Origin of the sequence: Frankia sp. Mgl5 (genome assembly GCF_023242985.1) — a bacterium.
Taxonomy (GTDB): Bacteria; Actinomycetota; Actinomycetes; order Frankiales; family Frankiaceae; genus Parafrankia; species Parafrankia soli.
In genome coordinates this window covers 41301-60706 of the sequence record NZ_JALKFY010000617.1, presented here as the reverse complement: position 1 = coordinate 60706, position 19406 = coordinate 41301, and the positions used below count along the sequence as shown (strand labels likewise).

The following is a 19406-nucleotide window of genomic DNA, read 5'->3' as shown; positions in this document are numbered from 1 at the left end:
TCAGACGATCCAGTCCGCGGGAAACGTCGACGAGCCCAGGTAACGGATCTTGCCCTGGTGCACGAGGTCGTTCAACGCGCCGAGGGTCTCTTCCAGGTCGGTGTTCCAGTCATGCCGGTGGATCTGGAAGAGGTCGATGTAGTCGGTGTCGAGGCGGCGGAGGCTGTCCTCGACGGCGCGCGTGATCCACCGGCGGGAGGCGCCGCGGCGGTTGCGGTCCCCGCCCATCGGGTTGAAGCACTTGGTGGCCTTACCGACGATCTGCTCGCTCTCACCGTTGCATGAGAGCGCCGGGTAGCACGCGGTCACGCCGCCTCACCTCTCGGCGAGGCACCCCCGGTCTGATCCGCTTGCGCGGTGCCGGGTTCCCGCTTCCCTGCCACCCGCCCGCCTGCGCGGGTCTTACGGTCGGCTCCACGGGCGTTTACCGTCTCCGACGTACTGGCGGCGACGAGGTGACGCAGGTTGACCGCGGCGTTCACGTCACGGTCGATCACCAGCCCGCAGGACTGGCAGGCGAAGGTGCGGTCCGACAGCGACAGGTTTGGGTCTTGCCAGCCGCAGCCGGAACAGGTCTTCGAACTCGGGTACCAGCGGTCCGCGACGACCAGTGCCGACTCGTACCACGACGTCTTGTAGGAGAGCTGGCGGCGGACCTCGGCCATCCCCGTGTCGGAGACGGCACGGGCCAGCCGACGGTTACGTACCGTCCCGGCCACATGCAGGTCCTCCACGACGATCGTGTCGTGGGTTTTCGCGAGCCGGGTGGTGAGCGTGTGCAGCCCGTGACGGCGCTGGTGGGCGACCCGGGCGTGGATACGAGCGAGCCGGGCGGCCCGCTTCGCCCGTCCCGCGCTCCCGGGTTTCGACCGGGCGTAGGCCCGCGATGCGGTGCGCAGCCGGCGCAGCGAAGCGGTCAGATGCTTCGGATTTGCGATCATCTCTCCGGTGGAGAGCACAGCGAGATGCTTGACCCCGAGGTCGACACCGACCGGCCCGGCTGTGCGCTGTCGCCCCGACGGGCCGGGGGGAACCTCCCGGGCGACCTGCACCGTGAACGACACGAACCAGCGGCCCGCGGTCCTCGACACGGTCGCACCCAACAGCCGGGCCACGCCACCAGCAAGCCGGCCGGTCAACGCGCCCATCGCCTCGCTGACCTTCACCCGGCCGATCCGGGGCAGCTTCACATGCCGGTCCCCGGCCGGGCCGTAGACACCGGTGGTGTACCGGAAGCTGTCACGGGCCTTCCCGCGCTTCTTGAACCGGGGGAACCCGACCCGGCGGCCCTTCCGCTTCCCCTTCCGGGAGTCGGTGAAGTTCTTCAGCCCCTGGGCAAGCCGGTCCAGCCCGGCGGAGAACGCCTCCTTGGAACACTCGGCCCACCAGGGAGCGGCCCTCGGCTTGGCCTTGTTCCATTCCAGGCGCAACGCGGGCAGGGTCCATGGCACGGGGGTGAGCATGTCCCCGGTCAGGCCATAGGTCTGCTCCGCCTCCCGCTGCGACAGGGCGGCCTTCACCCGGGCCAGACCCCAGTTGAACACGAACCGGGCCGCCCCGGCATGCCGGTGCAGGTCCGCAAGCTGAGTGTTGTTCGGGTCGAGAGCGAACCGGTACGCCTGCAGCGTGTTCATTCGACGGCCCCGGTAGCGGCCTCGACAGCCCGACGGGCCCTGTTCGCAGCGCCGCGGCGCCCGTACAGCCGGGCACACAGCGACGTCAGGATCTCGGTGACATCCCGGACAAGGTCATCGTCGATCTCCGCCGGATCGACGACCAGCAGCCGCCGACCGGAGGCGGCGAGGGCGGCTTCGACGTACTCGGCGCCGAAACAGGCGAACCGGTCGCGGTGCTCGACGACGATCGTGGACACCCGCGGGTCACCCAGCAGCGCGAGGAACTCCCGCCGGTCGCCGCCCAACGCCGACCCGACCTCGGTGACCACCTTGCCGACGGGCAGGTTCTGCCCGGCCGCCCAGGTCACGACCCGCGCGACCTGCCGGTCCAGGTCCGACTCCTGCTCGGCGGACGACACCCTCGCGTACACCGCCGTCGCGCCGGTAGCCGACGGCGCGGGTTCCTCGACGAGGATCAGCCCCCCGACGCGGCGAGCCGGCACCGGCAGCTTGCCGTCAAGGAACCACTGCCGGGCGGTCGAGTACCCGACCCCGTTCACGACAGCCCACTCCTTGAGGTTCACACCTACGACCATACGGCACTTACTGGCGCTATCTGGCGCTATCTGGCGCTCAACCGACAACAGATTCCAACCCGCGGACCCGGCATCCGGGCGGCCCCGGCGCCCCCGGGGCCCCCGGGGCCCGGTCAGGCCGGGCGCACCAGCCCCTGGACGGAGGCCCAGCGGCCGACGTCGTCGCGGCGCAGCGCGGTGGCCAGCAGCTCGGGGAACCTGTCCGGGGTGCAGGCGAACGCGGGCGCCCCGAGCTCGGCGCAGGTGGCGGCGAGCTGGTGATCGTAGGCGGGGGTGCCGTCGTCGGACAGGGCGAGCAGAACGACGACGCACACCCCGGCCTCGACGAGCGCCCGCAGCCGGGCCACCAGCGACGACTGGTCACCACCCTCGATCAGGTCGCTGATCAGGACGAAGACCGTGTCGGTGGGCCGGGTGACGAGCGACGCGCCGTAGCCGACGGCACGGTCGATGTCGGTTCCGCCGCCGAGCCGGACGCCGAACAGCAGGTCGACCGGGTCGTCGAGCTGGTCGGTCAGGTCCACCACCGACGTGTCGAAGACGATCAGCCGGGTGGACACGGCCCGCAGCGTCGCCAGTGACGCGCCGAGCACCCCCGCGTAGACGACGGACGACGCCATCGACCCGGACTGGTCGATGAGCAGGATGACGTCCCGCAGGGCGGCGGTGCGCCGCGCCCTGGTGTGGCCGATGAGCCGGTCGACGATCACGGTGTGCTGCTCAGGCTGGTAGTTGCGCAGGTTCGCGAGGATGGTGCGATCCCAGTCGACGTCGGGCAGGCGGGGAGTGCGGGTGCGGGACGTCCGGTCCACGGCGCCCAGGACGGCGCTGCGCAGCGACTGTTCCAGCCGCCGCTCGATGTCCTCGACGACGCGCCGGACCACGGCGCGGGCGGTCTCCCTGGTGCGTTCGGGCAGCGCGGAGCGCAGCGACAGCAGCGTCCCGACGAGGTGGACGTCCGGTTCCGCGGCCGCGAGCAGCTCCGGCTCGAGCAGGAGCTGACCGAGCCCCAGGCGAGCGACCGCGTCGCGTTGCAGCACGCGCACGACCGAGGTCGGGAAGTAGGTCCGGATATCTCCCAGCCAGCGGGCCACGGACGGCACCGACGCGCCCAGACCGCCCGAGCGCCGCCGGCGCCCCTCCCCGGCCGCGTCCGCGTCCGCGTCGTAGAGGGCACCGAGCGCCGCGTCGATCTCCCCGTCGGGGCCGGACAGGGAGATCCGCCCGTCCAGGACGGGCGCGGCCGGCGCGCCCAGCACCATGCGCCAGCGCCGCAACCGCTCCGTGTCGTCGGCGACGGCGACGGCGACGGCGGCACCGGCGTGGGTGCCGGCGTGGGTGGACCCCTCGCCCGCCGGAGTGCGCTCATTCATGTGTGGCCGTCCTTTCCAGGCCGGGGATCGTGAGGAGCGACGCGACGACGGGCAGGACGAGCGCGACCCGGTCGGCGTCCCAGGCCGCCGGACCGCCCGCCGCCGGACCGCCCGTGGATGTCGTCGGGCCGGTGCCGCCACCGGCCGGCCGCGGCAGCCCCGACCCGGCCCGTTCGGCGATCATGCGGCGCTCCGGTGCCGTGAAGGCCGCGAACACCCGCCGCAACGGCGCGAGGACGACGGTGAACGCGTCGGCGGTGAGCGAGGCCAGCCAGGCGTCGACGAGCCCGAGCATCCGCGGGTCCCGGGCCAGCACCGATCCGGTGGAGCCGAGGAAGCCCTCCAGCCAGCGGGCGGCGTCGGCCGGCGCGACGCCCGCCGCGGACAGCGCCCGGTCGAGGCGGAGGGCCACCTCGGCCTGGTCGATGTCACCCGCGTCCGAGAGGATCCGCGTGCACCTGCCGTTGACCAGGCTGTTGCCACCGTGGATGTCGGCGGCGGCGCGGACGGCGACGTGCCAGCGTTCGACGTGCTCGGGGTCGGCGATCAGTCGGAACGCCCCGTCGGCGCTGTCGATCGCGGCGGCCATCGCGTCCGCCGCGTCGTCGTCGAGACTCACACAGGCGGGCGGGAGCCCCGCGCAGATCCGCACCATGAGGCTCTCGGCGAGGGCGGCGACGCCCGTCGTGTCGGTCGCGCGCACATCGCCGTACCGGTGGATGCGGGCCAGCGGGGCGAGCGCCGCCATCAGGTGGGCGACGTCGCCGGTGCCGGCGGCGCGGCGTTCCAGCCCGGCCGCGACGACCGCCATCGCCGCGGGCAGCCCGGCGAGCACCGCGGCCTCGAGCAGGGCGGTGACGGCCGGCAGGTCGGCGGCGGCCTCCGTCCGCTCGGTGATGACCGCGGTGGCCGCGTCGGCGACTGTCGAGCCGTACCGGGCGGCGGCGACCACCGCGACGGAGAACTCCGGCTCCCAGCGCAGCGTCCACGCCTCGGCGAAGGTCCCGGTGCCCGACGTCGCCGCGGGCGTCCCCCATGGCACGTCGAGCAGGCGCAGCCGGCGCAGCAGCTGGCCGCGCTCCCGGTCGACGTCCTTGCGCAGGTCCAGCCGGATCTTCTGGTCGTCGGCCCCGGGCCGCAGCCGCAGCCGGCGCTGCAGGCGCGCGAGGTCGGCGGCGAGCGGCACGGTCGGAACATCCTCGCCGACGGCGCCGAGCACCCGCCCGACGACGAGCTGCTCGCGCACCACCGCCAGCGGAACCGGGTCGCCCCCGCACAGACCGGCGAGCACGGCGTCGTTCAGCTCGGTCAGCCCGGGGACGGCCCGCTCACGCACGGCGGCGAGCGCCTCGGCGAGACGGACGGTCTCGATCACCGAGGCGGAGGACGCGGGCAGGTCGGCGGCGCGCAGCAGCCCCGCCACCCGGGTCACCCAGCGGGTCGTGACCTGGTCACGCGAGGTCCACAGATGGTGGTACCAACCGGGTGACACGACCCCGGCGCCGTACCCGGACTCCGCGGCGAGCCGCGCGTGCGTCCAAGGAACCCACGTGGTGTCGGTGCGCACGGCTCGCACGCCGCGCAGCGTGCGCTGGTCGGCGGTGGCCGACGTCCGCCCCGCCGCCCCGGTCAGCGCCGGCACGTGCCAGGCCCCGCAGACGACGGCGATCCGCGCGGCCGCGTCCGCCCCCGAGCCGGCCCGGCGGATCTCCAGGCGCATGTGCGCCTCGCGCATCTCCTCCCGCCGCCGGTGCTCCACCCGCGTGGGGGACACCCGGTCGCCCGGGCCGGCCTCGTCGCGCAGCTCGGTCATCGCGTTGGCGACCGCGGCGAACAGCTCGAGGGCGCCGTCCCGGCCCGGCTCACCCGAACCGGCCCGGGCGAGCCGGCGGTGTTCGACGAGGTCCTCCCAGAATCGCTCCGGGTCGTCGTGCCCGGCGGCCCGTGCCAGCCATCCGAGCGGGTCGTCCTCGACCAGGTGCGCGGGCTCGCCCTCGCCGCCCTCACCGCCCGCGCCGCCCGCGCCGCCCGCGCCGTCACCGCCGTCACCGCCAGCGGCATCACCGGGGGAGCCGGCACCGGGCGGGTCGGCGCTGCGCGAACCGGCGCCGTCCGGGCCGCCGGCCTCGGCATCGGCGTCGACGGCCCTGGCCGCTGCCTCGGCCTGCTCCTGGCGCCGCAGCGCCAGGGAGAGCCCGAAGGGCAGGTCGACGAAACGCACCGGGACGCCTGTGGCGGCGCCGTGCAGCAGCGCCCGCCACTCGGGGGAGAACTCTGCGAACGGCCAGAAGGCGGCGTCGCGCGGTTCGTCGCGGGCGTAGACCGTCAGCGCGACCGGCGGGGTGAGCGAGCCGGTGTGCGCGAGGGCGGCGTCGCCCTCCGCCGGGCCCTCGACGAGGACGAGGTCCGGGTCGAGCTCGGCGAGCGCCGCCTCGACGGCCCGTGCGGAGCCCGGCCCGTGGTGGCGGATGCCCAGGACGGTGACGCTCATCTGCCGCGCGCCTCCGTGTCGAGATCCCAGCAGGCCTGGTACAGGTCCTTCCAACCGTCGCGGTCCCGCACGACGCCCTCGAGGTACTCCCGCCAGACCACGGGGTCGGTGGAGGGATCCTTGACCACGGCCCCGACGAGCCCGGCGGCGACGTCCTCGGCCGACAGCCTGCCGTCGCCGAAGTGGGCGGCCAGGGTCAGCCCGCCCGTGATCACGCTGATCGCCTCGGCGGTGGACAGGGTCGACGACGGTGTCCGCACCGTGGTGCGGCCGTCGCTGGTGACCCCGGAGCGCAGCTCGCGGAAGATCCGCACGACGCGGCGGACCTCGGCGCCCGCCGGCGGCTCGGCCGGCAGGTCCAGCGCGCGGCCCAGCTGGGCGACGCGGCGGCTGACGATCTCGACCTCGACGTCCTCCGTGGCCGGCAGCGGCAGCACGACGGTGTTGAACCGCCGGCGCAGCGCCGAGGACATCTCGTTGACGCCCCGGTCCCGGTCGTTGGCGGTGGCGATGATGTTGAACCCGGCGACGGCCTGCACCTCGCTGGCGAGCTCCGCGACGGGCAGCGTCTTCTCCGACAGCACGGTGATCAGCGCGTCCTGTACCTCGGCGCCCATCCGGGTGAGCTCCTCGACCCTGGCGAGCGAGCCCCCGGCCATCGCGCGCATCACCGGCGAGGGCACCATCGCGTCCTTGGACGGCCCCTCGGCGATGAGCCGCGCGTAGTTCCAGCCGTAGCGGACAGCGTCCTCGGAGGTGCCGGCCGTGCCCTGCACGACCAGGGTCGAGTCGCCGGAGATCGCGGCGGCGAGGTGCTCGGACAGCCACGACTTCGCCGTGCCCGGGCTGCCGAGGAGCAGCAGCGCCCGGTCGGTCGCGAGGGTGGCCACGGCGACCTCGACGAGCCGCCGCGAGCCGATGTACTTCGGCGTGACGACCGTCCCGTCGTCCAGCGTGCCGCCGAGCACGTAGGTGACGACGGCCCAGGGCGAGAGCCGCCAGGACGGCGGCCGGCGGCGCCGGTCGGTCGCGGCGAGCGCGGCCAGCTCGGCGGCGAACGCCTGCTCCGCGTGCGGGCGCAGCAGCTGGTCGCCGGAGCCCTGCGGGGCGGCACCGACCGGCCGCGCCGGGACGGCGGTGGTCTCGGGCGCGATCCCGGCGGGCGGCTGGGTCGATGTCGTCATGACGAGCCTTTCTTCGAGCTCGAACGGGAGAGCAGGGTGTCGCGGCGGGCTCGCCGCTGGGCGAGCACGGCCGCGAGGCGCTGGTAGCCGGACACCGTCTCGGCCGGCATGGTGGACGGGTCCAGGTCGGGGATGCCGACGTACGGCTCCACCCGCCAGGCGAGGTTGGCGAGCAGCGCCCGCACCCGGGCGTGCAGCGTGCGGGCCGTTGCCCGCTGCTGGGGATCGGAGCCCGGTTCGTCGACCGGTGCGGTGACGACGGCCGTGATGGCGGGGCCGGCCGCCCGGGTGAACTCCGCCGACCAGGGCCCGGGTATCCCGGCGAGGAGCGTGATGAGGTTCCCCAGGGCGGTGTTGCCGAGGCCGTGCCCGCCGGATCTGCCGAGGAGCAGGCCCCAGCGCCGCGTGGCATGGCCGGTCCCGCTCAGGGCGAGGTCGAACGCGCGCAGCCGGTCGGGCTCCGGCAGGCAGCCGATCAGCACCCCCTGCGAGCGCGGTTCGACCTTCGGGATCAGCGCGAGCGCCCATTCCGGGTCACGGTGCCGGACGACCGGGCCGACGAGGTAGGGCGCCAGGGTCAGCGCGGGGAAGCTCGGCGCGGGCTCCCAGAGCGCCCTGGCGCTCAGGAAATTCTGCGGGGACAGGCCGGTCCGCTCCGGCCACAGCCGCGGGTCCACCCGGGCGATCTCCGCGAGCAGCATCCGGGCCGGCCCGTCGGCCTGCGCCCTGGCGCGGGACGGCCCGTCAGGCGAGACGCCGTCCCGCGCCATCTCGTCGGTGAGCACCGCCGGCGGGTGCACGCGCAGGGTGCCGCGATGCACCGTGAAGGCCCGCTCGGTGCGGGCGGCGGCCCGCGCCGCGAAACGGGTACCGGGAAGTTCCAGCAGAACCTGGACCGCCGCGTCGCGCACGTCGGACCGGCGGTCGTCCAGGGCCGCCTCCAACAGCTCCTCGTCGTACGGGCCGAGGCCGGTGCGCAGCGCCTGGACGAAGGCGAGGCGCTCGGCTCCGCCGGCCCGGCGGAACGGGACGAAGGGAGGTTCGCCCGCGTCGCCGCGCAGCAGCTCGGCGGCGGCCGCCGGGTCGGTGTGCCGCAGCGCGGCGATGAGGGATCGGCGCTGCTGCGCGCTCGCGCTCGGCCAGCCCGCGACGCCGACGGGCCCCGCCCAGCCGGCGTCCGGGTGGAGCGCGGCGAACCAGCGGCCGCGCGGGCCGAGGACCCGCAGCAGGCGGGGACGGAGCGCGGTCGACCGCCGGCCGAGCTCGACCAGCGCGGGAAGCAGGGTGTCCGGCGGGCGCCAGCCTCCTTCGGCCAGCAGGTCCAGCCACTCCTCGAGCTCGGCTGTCTCGGCGGCGCCCACCTCGGTGGGAACGGGCACGACCGCCGTCGGTGGGCACGGTGGGTGATCGTCCGCCGCGGCGGGAGCCGGCGCGGGCACCGCGGAGGCATCGGCGGCCAGCTGACCGGCCCGCCTGGTCACCGCGGCCAGCGCCGCGACCCGGAGCAGGCGTTCCTCCTCGCCCGGACGCCCGCCGGGATCAGGGAGCCCGGGAATCACCGGCGACGGGCGGCGGCTCACGCCGATCACCGCGGCGTCGACGAGGTCCGTCCACCCCGGCGTCGGCACCGGGGCGACCGGTGCCGCGACTACCGGGACGGGGGCCCGGCCGGGCATGTCCTCCGCCCACGCGGTGCGCGACGGCGTGGCGGCCAGGGGTGTCAGGGTGAACGAGTCCCATTCGACGACCACGTCGAGGCCCGCTCCCCCGCCGGCCGCGAGCATGTGCCAGCCCCACTCCGCCACGGCCTCGTCGGCGAGCGGCAGCGCCTCGCCGGCGGAGTCCCGCAGCAGCCACGGACCGCTCCTGGGCAGCGGACCGGCCCCGGCGCCCGGCGGCAGCACCGTGACACCGCGGACGGTCAGCGCGACGACGTCCGCGAACGGGTCGACCGCCAGGGCCGACGCGACGCCGGCCAGCGCGGCCCGCCAGGGGGGCGCGAAGAGATCTGTGTCGCCGGGGCCGACGACGGCCGCGGCGCCGCCCGGCGCGCCGGGCGCCACCCGCGCCGGGCGGCGCCCGGGATACGGCGCGAGATCGGCCCTGACCCGCGAGCCCCGGGGCAGCGGCGGTGGCATCCCCTGGCCGTTCACCGCGAAGTCGACGAGCACCGCCAGCCGCCCCGACTCGACCAGACGTAGCCACTGCCGGCGCCCCCGCGCCCGCCCCGCGCCGAACTCGTGCGCCCCCAGCACGTCGACCTCGCCGACGATGTGCTCGCCGGCGAGCACAGTGGCCACGGGAACGGTGAAACCGATCCGGTCGCGCAGGACCGCCACGACGTCGGCGGGCAGGTCGGCGCGGCGGGCCCAGCCCTCGCACAGCAGGTGCAGCAGCCCGACGCGGTCGACCAGCCGGGACGGCCAGTCAGACCGCCGGGCCGCCGACCCGGCGATCTGCGCGGCCTCGTGGATCATCTCGGCGAGGCCGGGTGCCTGCGCGTCGACCATGCGGGCGGCGGCGGCCCGCCACCAGTCGTCCGGCCTGGCCTGGGCGGCTCCGAGCCCCTCCCCCGCCAGGTCGGACAGCCAGCGGGCCAGCTCCGCGACACCGGCGTCGACCTTGGCCTCACGGCTCGCCTCGCGCCGGGCCGCGGCCGCCGCGGAGCGCTCGGCCGCGGGCCCGGTGGCAGCCCGCGCGCCCGCGCTGCCCGCCGCGGCGGAGCGCGTGGCCCGCCGGTCGAGCCATTCCGTGGCCCACTGCGGGCGCTCGCCGCCGGCACCGGCCACGCCGCCGGCCGCGGCGAGCAGCATCAGGCCGAGGGCGTGCTTGCAGGGGAACTTCCGGCTCGGGCACGAGCACTTCGAGGCATGATCCGCGAGGGCCACGACGACCCGGTAGGGCGACTTTCCGCTGCCCCGGCACTCGCCCCACAGCGCCTCGGCGTCGCCGCCCGCCAGCGGCCAGGACCCGGCGACCGCGAGCCTCTCGCCCGCCTTCACGGACGCCTGATCCGGCGCCAGGGCGAGCGCCTGCCCGCGCTCGACGGGCGGACTGGTGGTGTTCGACACGACGGCGATTCTGCCGACGGGGTCCGACAGTTCCGTTCCGTCCGCAAGGTCCGGCGCACGCGTTCGAACCAGCGTTCGAAGGCTTAGGGACACCTACGGCGACATCCAAGCCTTGTCGGACTTCGAAAGTCGCCGTCATCGACAAACGAAGGCAAACGAACAAAGATTACCGAGGCCGCTTATTGACCCTGAGCGAGGAGACAGTGACATGATCTCCAGCGCGGCGCTGCCGACGCCGTCAGCCCTCGGGAGAGCCGTCGAGCTCCGGCAGGTGATCGACGGCTTCGAGCTGCAGCTCTGGCACATCAACGACACGCTGGCGCAGCTCGAGCGCGAGGTCCGACGGTGGGAGGCCGGTGGGCGGGCCGAGCAGAGCGTCGCCCGCGCGTTGGTCTCGATGTACGACGCCGGCTGGCACCTGCTGCCGGACCGGCAGTGGCCGGGAACCCGCCGGGCCAACATCGACGTGATCGTCGTCGGGCCCGGCGGGGTCTTCGTGCTGGACGTGAAGAACTGGCGGGAGTTCGCGATCGAGAACGGCCGTCTGCGCCGCGGCGACGCCGACGCGGACGACGATCTCCGCAAGCTCCTGGACCAGACCGTGGCGGTCGAGGACGTCCTCGCGGACGCGGGCCTGCCGCCGACCGAGGTGGTGCCGCTGCTGGTGATGGCCGGGCGGTCCAACCTGCGCGAACAGGTCGACCGGGTGACGGTTCTCGGCGCGCACGACCTGACCCGCGACCTGGCCCGCCGCGGCGCGCGTCTGGCACCGGACCTGGTCGAACGGCTGTTGACCTGTCTCGCGGACGGCTGCCCTCCGATGCCCCACGCCACGGACCCGCCTGCACCGGCCGCCCGGCCCGTCCGCCGCCAGGCCGCGCGGCAGGCGCCTCGGCAGGCGGCGCTGCCGGGCCCGCCGACGCCGTCCGCCTCTGGGACTCCCCGCGCGGTCACGGCGGCCATGGACGCACCAACCGCGCCGGTCACGCCGGTCACGCCATTTCTGCCCCTCGTGCCAGTCGCGCCGATCGCCACGGCACCGTCCAGGGTCTCAGTGGACGGCGAGGCGGGTCAGGGTGCGCTGATGAGCCGCGAGGACCTCTGGCGCGAGCTCCGCGACGCCGCGGACCGCGAGCCCGTCGAGACCTGGATGACCTGGCTGCACCCGAAGCAGGCCCGCCTCGCCGGACGGCAGTGGTCGGGGCCGGCCCGCGTGCGCGGCGCGGCCGGCACCGGCAAGACGGTCGTCGCCCTGCACCGCGCCAAATACCTGGCCGCGCGTGGGGAACGGGTGCTGTTCACCACGCTGGTGCGTACCCTCGGCCCGGTCTACCGCGCGCTGCTCGCCCGGATGGCCCCCGACCATGTCGACCGGGTCGAGTTCGCCACCGTGCACGCCGTCGCCACCCGCTGCCTGCGCGAGCACGGCCTGGCGCACCAGCACCAGCAGGACGTCGCCGACACCTGCTTCTGGCGCGCGTGGGGTCAGGTCGGGCAGTACTCGACCCTGCCCGGGCTCGGCCTCGTGACGGGGTACTGGAAGGACGAGATCGCGACGGTCATCAAGGGCCGGGGCCTGACCGAGTTCGCGCAGTACGCGAAGCTGGCTCGGGTCGGGCGCAGCACCCCCTTACAGCCGACCCACCGCCGCGCGGTGTGGGACCTCTACGAGCGGTACGAGCAGCTCCGGGTGGAGCGCGGCGTCCTCGACCGCGACGATGTCCTGCTGCGCGCCCGCGACCTGGTGCGGGAAAGCTCCGACACCCGGTACGACGCGGTGATCGTCGACGAGGTACAGGACCTCACCTGCGTCGGCCTGCAGATGCTGCACGCCTTCGTCGGCGACCGGCCGGACGGCCTGCTCGTGGTCGGCGACGGCCAGCAGTCCATCTATCCCGGCGGTTTCACCCTCGCCGAGGCCGGCGTCGCCGTCGTCGGGCGCTCCACCGTGCTGGCGCGGAACTACCGCAACCGCGAGCGGATCCTGCGCTACGCCCAGGCGGTGCTCGCCGACGACAGCTTCGAGGATCTCGACGGCGTTCGGGAGCAGGGACGCCGCGAGGTCGACGTCGAGCGCCCCGGCGGCGAGATCCACGAGGTCACCGTGTCCGGCGAGGCGGCACAGGACACCGCGCTCTGCGACCATCTCGTCGAGCTCCGGCAGCGCCGGAACGTGCGTTACGGCGACATGGCGGTGCTCGTGCCGACGAACGAATCGGAGCGGCGATGGCTGCGGGTACTCGCCGAACGGGGAATCCCCGCGGTCTCCCTCATGCAGTACGACGGAATCACCTGCGAGGCGGTCAAGGTCGGGACGTACTTCCGCGCCAAAAGCCTCGATTTCGCCCACGTCTGCATTCCCGACCGTAATCTCTTCCCGCGGCCGCAGCGGCCGTCCGAGTCGGCCGACGCGTTCGGTGAACGCGTCCAGCTGGAGCGGCGGCAGCTGTACGTCGCCATCACGAGGGCTCGGGACAGTGTGTGGGCCGGCATTCACGCCCGGCCCGGCCCGGAACACCCGCCCGGCACCGGCTGGACACCGGGCTGAGGGGGACCTTCGCGGCTAGGGGCTCGCGTATCCGGACCCGGCTGTGGGACGAGGGAGGCATCGACGTCCTTCTGTCAGCGGCAGCGGCGCCTTCACGACACCACCACGACCGTGTGAAAACGGTGTGAGCCCATCGATCCGGCCCGCGCCGCCGGCCCGGACAGGAGAACCGGGCGGGTGCACCCAGTCCTTCACCGGCGCGGACGTACAGTACTGATCCGCCGGCGGCAGGCCGCCTGCTGCCGATCCGCCCGACGAGGTCCGAGGGCGGGCGCGGTGCCGTCCGACCCGACCGCGGGGAACAGCACCACGGAAGGGAACGACTACCCGCCGGGGATGAGGGAGGTCGTGGCCATCGCGAGCAGATCCGGCCCATTGCCGGGCCCGTTGACGACGTCGGACCGCCGGGAGCCAGACGGCCCTGGCGCCCGCGGTAGTGGTCGGCGGGATGACCGGCGCACCGACAGGCCGCGGGCCGCCGACAGCACTCGGCCGGCCGACGGCCCACGGATCACCCGCGGGCCACGGCGTACCGACAGCCCGCGGCGTACCGAAGGCCCACGGTGTGCCAGCGGGCCACGGATCGCCGCGCTGGTGACACTGCTGCTCGGCCTCGTGGACATCGCGGCCGTGCTGACGCCGGGGTGGCACTCGCGGCTGGAGGCGCTGCGGGAGCTGCTGCCCGCCGCCGCCTCCCGGCAGGCCGCCGCGTTCACCGTCGTGGTCGGAATGCTGCTGGTGCTGCTCTCGGCCGGGCTCCGGCGGCGCAAACGGCGAGCGTGGCGAGCCGTCGTGATACTCCTCGGCTCGAGCGTGATCCTGCACCTCGCCCGGGGGCTGGACTACGAGGAGGCTGCCGGGTCGGCCGCGCTGTGCGTCGCCCTGCTGCTGGCCCACAGGCAGTTCCAGGCCAAGGGCGATCCGGCGACGCGCTGGCGGGCGGCCGGCGTCGGGCTCCTGCTCACGGTCGTCTCGATCGGGGTCGGCCTGCTGCTGCTGAACCTGCGCGGCAGTCGGATCGCCGGCCCCCATCCACTGTCCGCGGAGCTGGAGCAGATCGTCCTGGGGCTGGTCGGCATTCCGGGCCCGCTGGGGTTCAGCTCCGCCCGCTTCGCCGACCTGGCCAACCGGATGCTGCTGACGATGGGCGTACTGACCATCGGGTCCACCGCCTATCTGGCGCTTCGCCCGCCCGAGCCACGGCCGAGACTGACCGACACGGACGAGGCCCGGGTGCGGGACCTGCTGGCCGGTCACGGCTGCGCCGATTCGCTCGGGTATTTCGCGCTGAGATCCGACAAGTCGGTGATCTGGTCGCCGACCGGGAAGTCCTGCGTGGCCTACCGCGTGGTCTCCGGGGTGATGCTCGCCAGCGGCGACCCGCTGGGTGACCGGGAGGCGTGGCCGGGCGCCATCAGGGAGTTCCTGCGCGAGGCGGCCGACCACGCCTGGACGCCCGCGGTGATCGGCTGCTCGGAGGCGGGCGGAACCGCCTGGACCAGGGCCGGCCTGTCCGTTCTCGAGTTCGGCGACGAGGCCGTCGTCGAAACGGCCGGTTTCACCCTGGAGGGCCGGACGATGCGTAACGTCCGGCAGGCCGTCGCCCGAGTCGAACGCGCCGGCTACACGGTGGACATCCGACGAGTTCGCGACCTGACGCCGCAGGATGTCGACCGTCTCAAGGCACAGGCCGCGACCTGGCGGGGCACCGAGACCGAGCGGGGATTCTCCATGGCGCTCGGCCGGATCGGCGGTGCGTCGGACGGCGACTGCGTCGCCGTGATGGCTTTCTCCGCGGACCCGGACGGCCCGAACCCGGACGGCCCGAACCCGGACAGCGCGGACCCGGACAGCGCCGAGCCGCGGCTGCGCGCGCTGTTGCACTTCGTGCCGTGGGGACGGACGGGACTTTCGCTGGATGCGATGATCCGTGACCGGACGGCGGACAACGGGCTGAACGAGTTCCTGATAGTCAGTGCCCTGCGTCAGGCCGGCGACCTCGGGGTCGAGAGGCTGTCCCTCAACTTCGCGTTCTTCCGGTCCGCGCTCGAACGCGGTGAGCGCCTCGGCGCCGGGCCGGTGATCCGTCACTGGCGCGGCCTGCTGATGTTCTTCTCCCGCTGGTTCCAGATCGACAGCCTGTACCGGTTCAACGCGAAGTTCCAACCCGTGTGGCTGCCCCGCTACGTCTGCTATCCGACGTCCGCGGAGCTGCCCCGGATCACGCTGGCGATGCTCAGGGCTGAGGCCTTCCTCGTCCGGCCACGCTGGTGCTCCCGCCTCCCCCGGCCCGGCTCCCGCCTCTCCCGGCCCGGCTCCCGGCTCTCCCACCCCGGGTGACCGGCGCCGGACATCGGGAATTCAGACACCCGGGATCCGGCTAGCGGTGATACAGCCGCCGGGCATCCAGGCTCGGCGGCTCGGCTGCCCGGGGATCAGACCCTGGGGTTCAGGCGCCCAGGGTGAGGTGAGGTCGTGGGCTCGGCACTGAGTTCGCTGGTCATCATCGGGACGTGGTTCCTGCTGGTCCTCGGGGCGCTGTCGGCGATCTGCTGGGCGGGCTGCGTGTGGATGGCCCGCCGACGGCGGGCCGTGGCCGTCGGGCTGGGCTTCCTGGCCGCGCTGCTCATGCTGGCGACGGCGGCGGACACCGTCAACGCCCACTACGGTTACCTGCCGCGGGCCGCCGATGTCCTCGGGCTGACCTCCTGGCCGACCGCGTCGGTGCGCGAGGTCGTCGGCCCGGCGCCGCGGCCGCATCCCGACGGCGCGGTCGTCCACCTGCCGATCGCCGGCGTTCACAGCGGGTTCGGTACCCACAGCGCACTGGTGTACGTCCCGCCGCAGTATTTCACCGAACCGGACGCACGATTCCCGGTCGTCTATCTTTTCCACGGCTCCCCGGGAATTCCGCTCGACTGGTACCGGGCGGGGCAGGCGGCGAAGACCGGCGCGGCCCTGGCACGCGCGGGCCGGCCCGCGATCCTCGTCGCCCCGCCGCTGGGTCATGGCTGGCTCGATGACAGTGAGTGCGTCGACCGTCCCGGGGAACGGATCGAGACCTACCTCGTCGAGGATGTTCTCCCGACCGTCGACAATCTCCTGCGCGCCGTTCCCGACCGGTCGGGCCGCGTCTTCGCCGGGATATCCGCGGGCGGTTTCTGCGCACTGAACCTCGGGCTGCGCCACCGCGATCTCGTGGGGACGATCGTGGACATCTCCGGGTTGGCGAGGCCGACCCATTCCGGCGGAATGACCGGCCTTTTCGGGAATCGTCCGGACCTCGCCGCCGTCACCGCGGCCAACACCCCGGAAAGCTATTCCGCGACGCTGCCGCCGAATCCACCGACCCGGGTCTGGCTGAGCTGTGGACTCATGGACTTCGGGCCGCTCGGCGACATCAGGAAAATGGCGCTGGCCCTGTACGGACGGCCCGGATTCACCACCGTGCTGCGCCCGCGGCCCGGCGGCCACGACTTCGGCGTCTGGCGGCCCGCGCTGCGCGACGGCCTGCGCTGGGCGCTCCCCTGACATTCCGCCCCGCCGGTTGGACGTCCGCTCAGGCCGGTCGGTCGGCGACGGCGACCCGACCGCTGCGCAGCGAGGCGCGACGCGGCGTGGGCGTCGTCAGCCTGGTCGCGATGGTGAGCAGGTCATCGTCGCTGCGCACGGTGAAGCCGTTGCGGCCGAGCAGGTCCCGCATCGCGGAGGCCGTCCAGCGTGACCGCCACGGCTCGTTCGCCCAGATCCCGCGGCGGCGGGCCAGGACGTCCATCGAGCGGGCGATCAGCTGCCCGATCGCGATCGCGGCCTGCGGGGCCTGATAGTTGACGATCAGCCGGCTGCCCGGGGCCGACAGGGTCGCGACGGCGGCCACGGTCCGGGCGGCCTCCGGGCGGGTGAGATACGGGACGACACCCTCCCAGATCCAGGTCGTGGGCGTGTCGGCCCGGTGGCCGGCGGCGGCCAGGGCGCCTTCGAGCCGGTCGCGGGTGAGGTCGACGGAGACGAACCGCACGCGCTCCCCGGGCTCCCCGGGCCGCGTCGGCGCCGGCAGCCCGGCGAGCCGCTGACGCTTGTCGCGCGCGGAGTCCGGGTGGTCGACCTCGAAGACGACGCGGTCGGCGAGTTCCGGCATGCGCCACGCCCGGTCGTCCAGGCCGGCGCCGAGGAGCACGACCTGCGGGGAGGTCCGCTCGCGCACCGCGTCGTCGATCGCGATCGTGCGCGGGACGACGATCTCCGCGCAGGCCCGCACCGACTCGTAGTCGACACGTTCGAGCCAGCCGGAGGGCGGTGTGCCAGCCCGCACCTGCTCGACCGTGCGCCGCTCGTCGGCCCGCAGGAGCGAGACCGCGACCGGGTCGGTGAACCGGCCGGGAGCGATCCGCCCGTCCGCGACCGCCCGGCCCTGACAGACCAGCACGGCTGTCCGGCTACCCCCGGCCGCCTTCATGCCACACCCACCACCCGGTTCGTCGTGTGCCCGCCCCGCTGCCCGGCCAACCAGTTCACCGACGACCGCGCCTGCCGTCTCCAGCATCCATGACCCGTCAGGCCCACGCCCCTGTCAACTCGGCCGGGCCGGGCCGGGATCATTCGTCGCGGGGGCGGGCCTGCGGACGGCGCGTCCGTGACTGACGACATCCACGACTGACGACGTTCGCGACTGACGAGGGAATGCCCGTGGACGGCGGGGACATTGACCCTGAGGTGGATGTCGTTGAGGGTTCGCTTCCGCTGGCGGTGCTCGACTTCGTGGGGATCGAGCACGGCGAGAGTCCGAGCGCGGCGATCGCCGGGGCGGTGGACGTCGCCCGCACCGCCGAGACGGCCGGGTACCGGCGGTACTGGGTCTCCGAACATCACAACATGACCAGCCTGGCGTGCAGCTCCCCCGAGCTGCTGACCGCGCATGTCGGGGCGCGGACGTCCCGGATCAGGGTCGGCGCGGCCGGGATCATGTTGCCCAATCACGCGCCGATGAAGGTCGCCGAGACGTTCCGGACACTGCTGGCGATGTACCCGGGGCGGGTCGATCTCGCGCTCGGCCGGGCGCCGGGAACCGACCCGCTGACCGCGCACGTGCTGCGCCGCGGGGCGTCCGCCGACGCGGGCGCGGAGTTCCCCGGGCAGGTCGGCGAGCTCCTGGCGTTCCTCGGTGACGGTTTCCCGTCCGGTCATCCCTACGCGCAGCTGGTGGCCGCGCCGGTGATCGACGAGCGCCCGGAGATGTTCGTCCTGGGTTCGAGCCCGTATGGCCCCCGGTTCGCCGCCGTCAACGGCATGAGCGCGGTGTTCGCCCACCACATGAGCCCTGAGCTGGCGTTCGACGCGCTGCGGGCCTACCGGCGCGAGTTCACCCCGCGGGCCGAGGGCACGCAGCCGTACTCCGCGATGTCCGTGCTCGCCTTCGCCAGTGAGGACGAGGAGGCCACGCTCGACTTCGAGGCGGCCTGGACCCTCACCATCCAGAACATCAGCCGCGGGGTGCGCGAGCCGCTGCGGCCGGAGGACATCCGCGGCTATGCCCGTTCGGAGCGGTTCCGGGCCGCCCGCCGCCCCGACGACGGCCGGATGGTGACCGGCGAGCCGAAGGCCGTGGCCGAGCGGCTGCTGGAGATGAAGCAGCAGGCCCAGGTCGACGAGATCGTCATCGTCACGCCGAGCCTGGACCGGGCCCGCCGCCAGGGCAGCTTCGCCGCGCTGGCCGAAGCCTGGCGCCAGGCGGCCTGACCCGAGCGCCGCGCCACGCCCAGGCCGCCCTCGAGCCGTCCTGCGCCCGAGCCGCGCCCGCGCCACGCCGGGCAGGGCTCCGGGCCGGGCCGGGCCTCCTAGCCGCGCCGGACGGTCGTGACCATGCTCTGCACGGAGCGCTCGATCTGATCCGGGGTGGGCGCGACCGGTATGGGATCGGTTCGCGCCGTGCCCTCGGCACGGAAGGCGTCGAGCAGGTAGGCGGTGAAGCGGCGCCACGCGTCGGGCGCCGCGTCATGGGTCGCGGTGACCAGGCCGGCGTTCGCGAGCAGCAGGATGCCGATGTCGGCGGCGACGAAATCGGGCCGTAGCGAGCCCTCCCGCTGGGCCCGCGCGATGAGCTCCTCCAGGCCGGCGTGTGTCTGTGCCTTGAGTTCCTCGACCACGCTGGACGACGGGAACCGCAGGGTGATCAGATCGCGCAGGCCCGCGTTGGACGCCTGAGCGCCGCACAGGTACTCGACGAGCTGCCGGAAACCCGCCCACGCGCTCGGGTTTTCCAGCGCCCGGCCCACGGCCACCAGGTACTCGCGGATCTTTCCTTCGAAGCTCGCCTCGAGCAGGTCGGCGCGGGTCGGGAAGCGGCGGTAGAGCGTGGCGATCCCGACCCCGGCCCGGCGGGCGATCTCCTCCAGACCGACGTCGATACCGCGTTCCGCGAAGACTTCTTCGGCAGCCTGCAGAATGCGTTCGCGGTTACGCTCCGCGTCGACCCGCAGCGCGGGGACTATCTTCCCGGCTCGCCCAGCCGTCGCCACACGGTTTCCGCC

12 protein-coding genes and 1 pseudogene are annotated in these 19406 nt (G+C 74.1%); 4 read left to right on the top strand and 9 right to left on the bottom strand.

The window, feature by feature from the left end:
- Nucleotides 1-3: 3 nt before the first annotated feature.
- From MXD62_RS15900 to MXD62_RS15870, 7 genes and pseudogenes are all read right to left on the bottom strand, one after another.
- Nucleotides 4-249 (bottom strand): annotated as a pseudogene (locus MXD62_RS15900) (aldo/keto reductase); the annotation flags it as partial.
- Nucleotides 250-305: 56 nt separating this feature from the next.
- Nucleotides 306-1634 carry an IS607 family element RNA-guided endonuclease TnpB gene (gene tnpB / locus MXD62_RS15895; protein WP_248830029.1) on the bottom strand — a complete coding sequence of 443 codons (1329 nt, stop codon included), beginning with the start codon at nucleotides 1632-1634 and terminating at the stop codon, nucleotides 306-308.
- Nucleotides 1631-2200, bottom strand: a complete 570-nt coding sequence (locus MXD62_RS15890) for an IS607 family transposase (RefSeq protein WP_248830028.1) — start codon at nucleotides 2198-2200, stop codon at nucleotides 1631-1633. The genes tnpB and MXD62_RS15890 overlap by 4 nt, the downstream gene beginning before the upstream one ends.
- Nucleotides 2201-2325: 125 nt before the next feature.
- Nucleotides 2326-3585: a VWA domain-containing protein gene (locus MXD62_RS15885; RefSeq protein WP_248830027.1), complete on the bottom strand. Its 1260-nt coding sequence runs from the start codon at nucleotides 3583-3585 to the stop codon at nucleotides 2326-2328.
- Complete coding sequence (locus MXD62_RS15880; RefSeq protein WP_248830026.1) at nucleotides 3578-6076, bottom strand: DUF5682 family protein; 2499 nt, start codon at nucleotides 6074-6076, stop codon at nucleotides 3578-3580. Before MXD62_RS15880 ends, MXD62_RS15885 begins: the two co-directional genes overlap by 8 nt.
- A complete protein-coding gene (locus MXD62_RS15875) occupies nucleotides 6073-7260 on the bottom strand; it encodes an AAA family ATPase (RefSeq protein WP_248830025.1) in 1188 nt (395 codons plus the stop codon). Before MXD62_RS15875 ends, MXD62_RS15880 begins: the two co-directional genes overlap by 4 nt.
- Complete coding sequence (locus MXD62_RS15870) at nucleotides 7257-10331, bottom strand: DUF5691 domain-containing protein (RefSeq protein ID WP_248830024.1); 3075 nt, start codon at nucleotides 10329-10331, stop codon at nucleotides 7257-7259. Before MXD62_RS15870 ends, MXD62_RS15875 begins: the two co-directional genes overlap by 4 nt.
- Before the next feature lie 208 nt (nucleotides 10332-10539).
- Here MXD62_RS15870 and MXD62_RS15865 point away from each other — a divergent pair, with 208 nt between their 5' ends.
- The 3 genes from MXD62_RS15865 to MXD62_RS15855 all read left to right on the top strand — a co-directional run bounded on the left by MXD62_RS15865 (nucleotide 10540) and on the right by MXD62_RS15855 (nucleotide 16410).
- Entirely contained in the window at nucleotides 10540-12879 is a 2340-nt protein-coding gene (locus tag MXD62_RS15865; RefSeq protein ID WP_248830023.1) for a nuclease-related domain-containing DEAD/DEAH box helicase, read from the top strand.
- A 348-nt stretch (nucleotides 12880-13227) separates the two neighbouring features.
- Nucleotides 13228-15219 carry a phosphatidylglycerol lysyltransferase domain-containing protein gene (locus tag MXD62_RS15860; protein WP_308301266.1) on the top strand — a complete coding sequence of 664 codons (1992 nt, stop codon included), beginning with the start codon at nucleotides 13228-13230 and terminating at the stop codon, nucleotides 15217-15219.
- 135 nt (nucleotides 15220-15354) lie between these two features.
- Nucleotides 15355-16410, top strand: coding sequence for an esterase family protein (locus MXD62_RS15855; protein ID WP_248830022.1), 1056 nt, complete (start codon nucleotides 15355-15357; stop codon nucleotides 16408-16410).
- 28 nt (nucleotides 16411-16438) lie between these two features.
- Here MXD62_RS15855 and MXD62_RS15850 read toward each other — a convergent pair whose 3' ends face one another.
- Entirely contained in the window at nucleotides 16439-17335 is an 897-nt protein-coding gene (locus tag MXD62_RS15850; RefSeq protein WP_248830082.1) for a class I SAM-dependent methyltransferase, read from the bottom strand.
- A 224-nt stretch (nucleotides 17336-17559) separates the two neighbouring features.
- On the opposite strand from MXD62_RS15850, the gene MXD62_RS15845 reads away from it, so the two are divergent.
- Nucleotides 17560-18615: an LLM class flavin-dependent oxidoreductase gene (locus MXD62_RS15845; protein ID WP_248830021.1), complete on the top strand. Its 1056-nt coding sequence runs from the start codon at nucleotides 17560-17562 to the stop codon at nucleotides 18613-18615.
- A gap of 98 nt (nucleotides 18616-18713) precedes the next feature.
- On the opposite strand, the gene MXD62_RS15840 is transcribed toward MXD62_RS15845, so the two are convergent.
- Nucleotides 18714-19394 carry a TetR/AcrR family transcriptional regulator gene (locus MXD62_RS15840; protein ID WP_248830020.1) on the bottom strand — a complete coding sequence of 227 codons (681 nt, stop codon included), beginning with the start codon at nucleotides 19392-19394 and terminating at the stop codon, nucleotides 18714-18716.
- Between the last annotated feature and the right edge of the window lie 12 nt (nucleotides 19395-19406).

Coding starts and splice junctions, on each gene's coding strand:
- tnpB (WP_248830029.1), bottom strand. CDS start 1,634: ATGAACACGCTGCAGGCGTACCGGTTCGCTCTCGACCCGAACAACACT.
- MXD62_RS15885 (WP_248830027.1), bottom strand. CDS start 3,585: ATGAATGAGCGCACTCCGGCGGGCGAGGGGTCCACCCACGCCGGCACC.
- MXD62_RS15880 (WP_248830026.1), bottom strand. CDS start 6,076: ATGAGCGTCACCGTCCTGGGCATCCGCCACCACGGGCCGGGCTCCGCA.
- MXD62_RS15875 (WP_248830025.1), bottom strand. CDS start 7,260: ATGACGACATCGACCCAGCCGCCCGCCGGGATCGCGCCCGAGACCACC.
- MXD62_RS15865 (WP_248830023.1), top strand. CDS start 10,540: ATGATCTCCAGCGCGGCGCTGCCGACGCCGTCAGCCCTCGGGAGAGCC.
- MXD62_RS15850 (WP_248830082.1), bottom strand. CDS start 17,335: ATGAAGGCGGCCGGGGGTAGCCGGACAGCCGTGCTGGTCTGTCAGGGC.
- MXD62_RS15845 (WP_248830021.1), top strand. CDS start 17,560: ATGCCCGTGGACGGCGGGGACATTGACCCTGAGGTGGATGTCGTTGAG.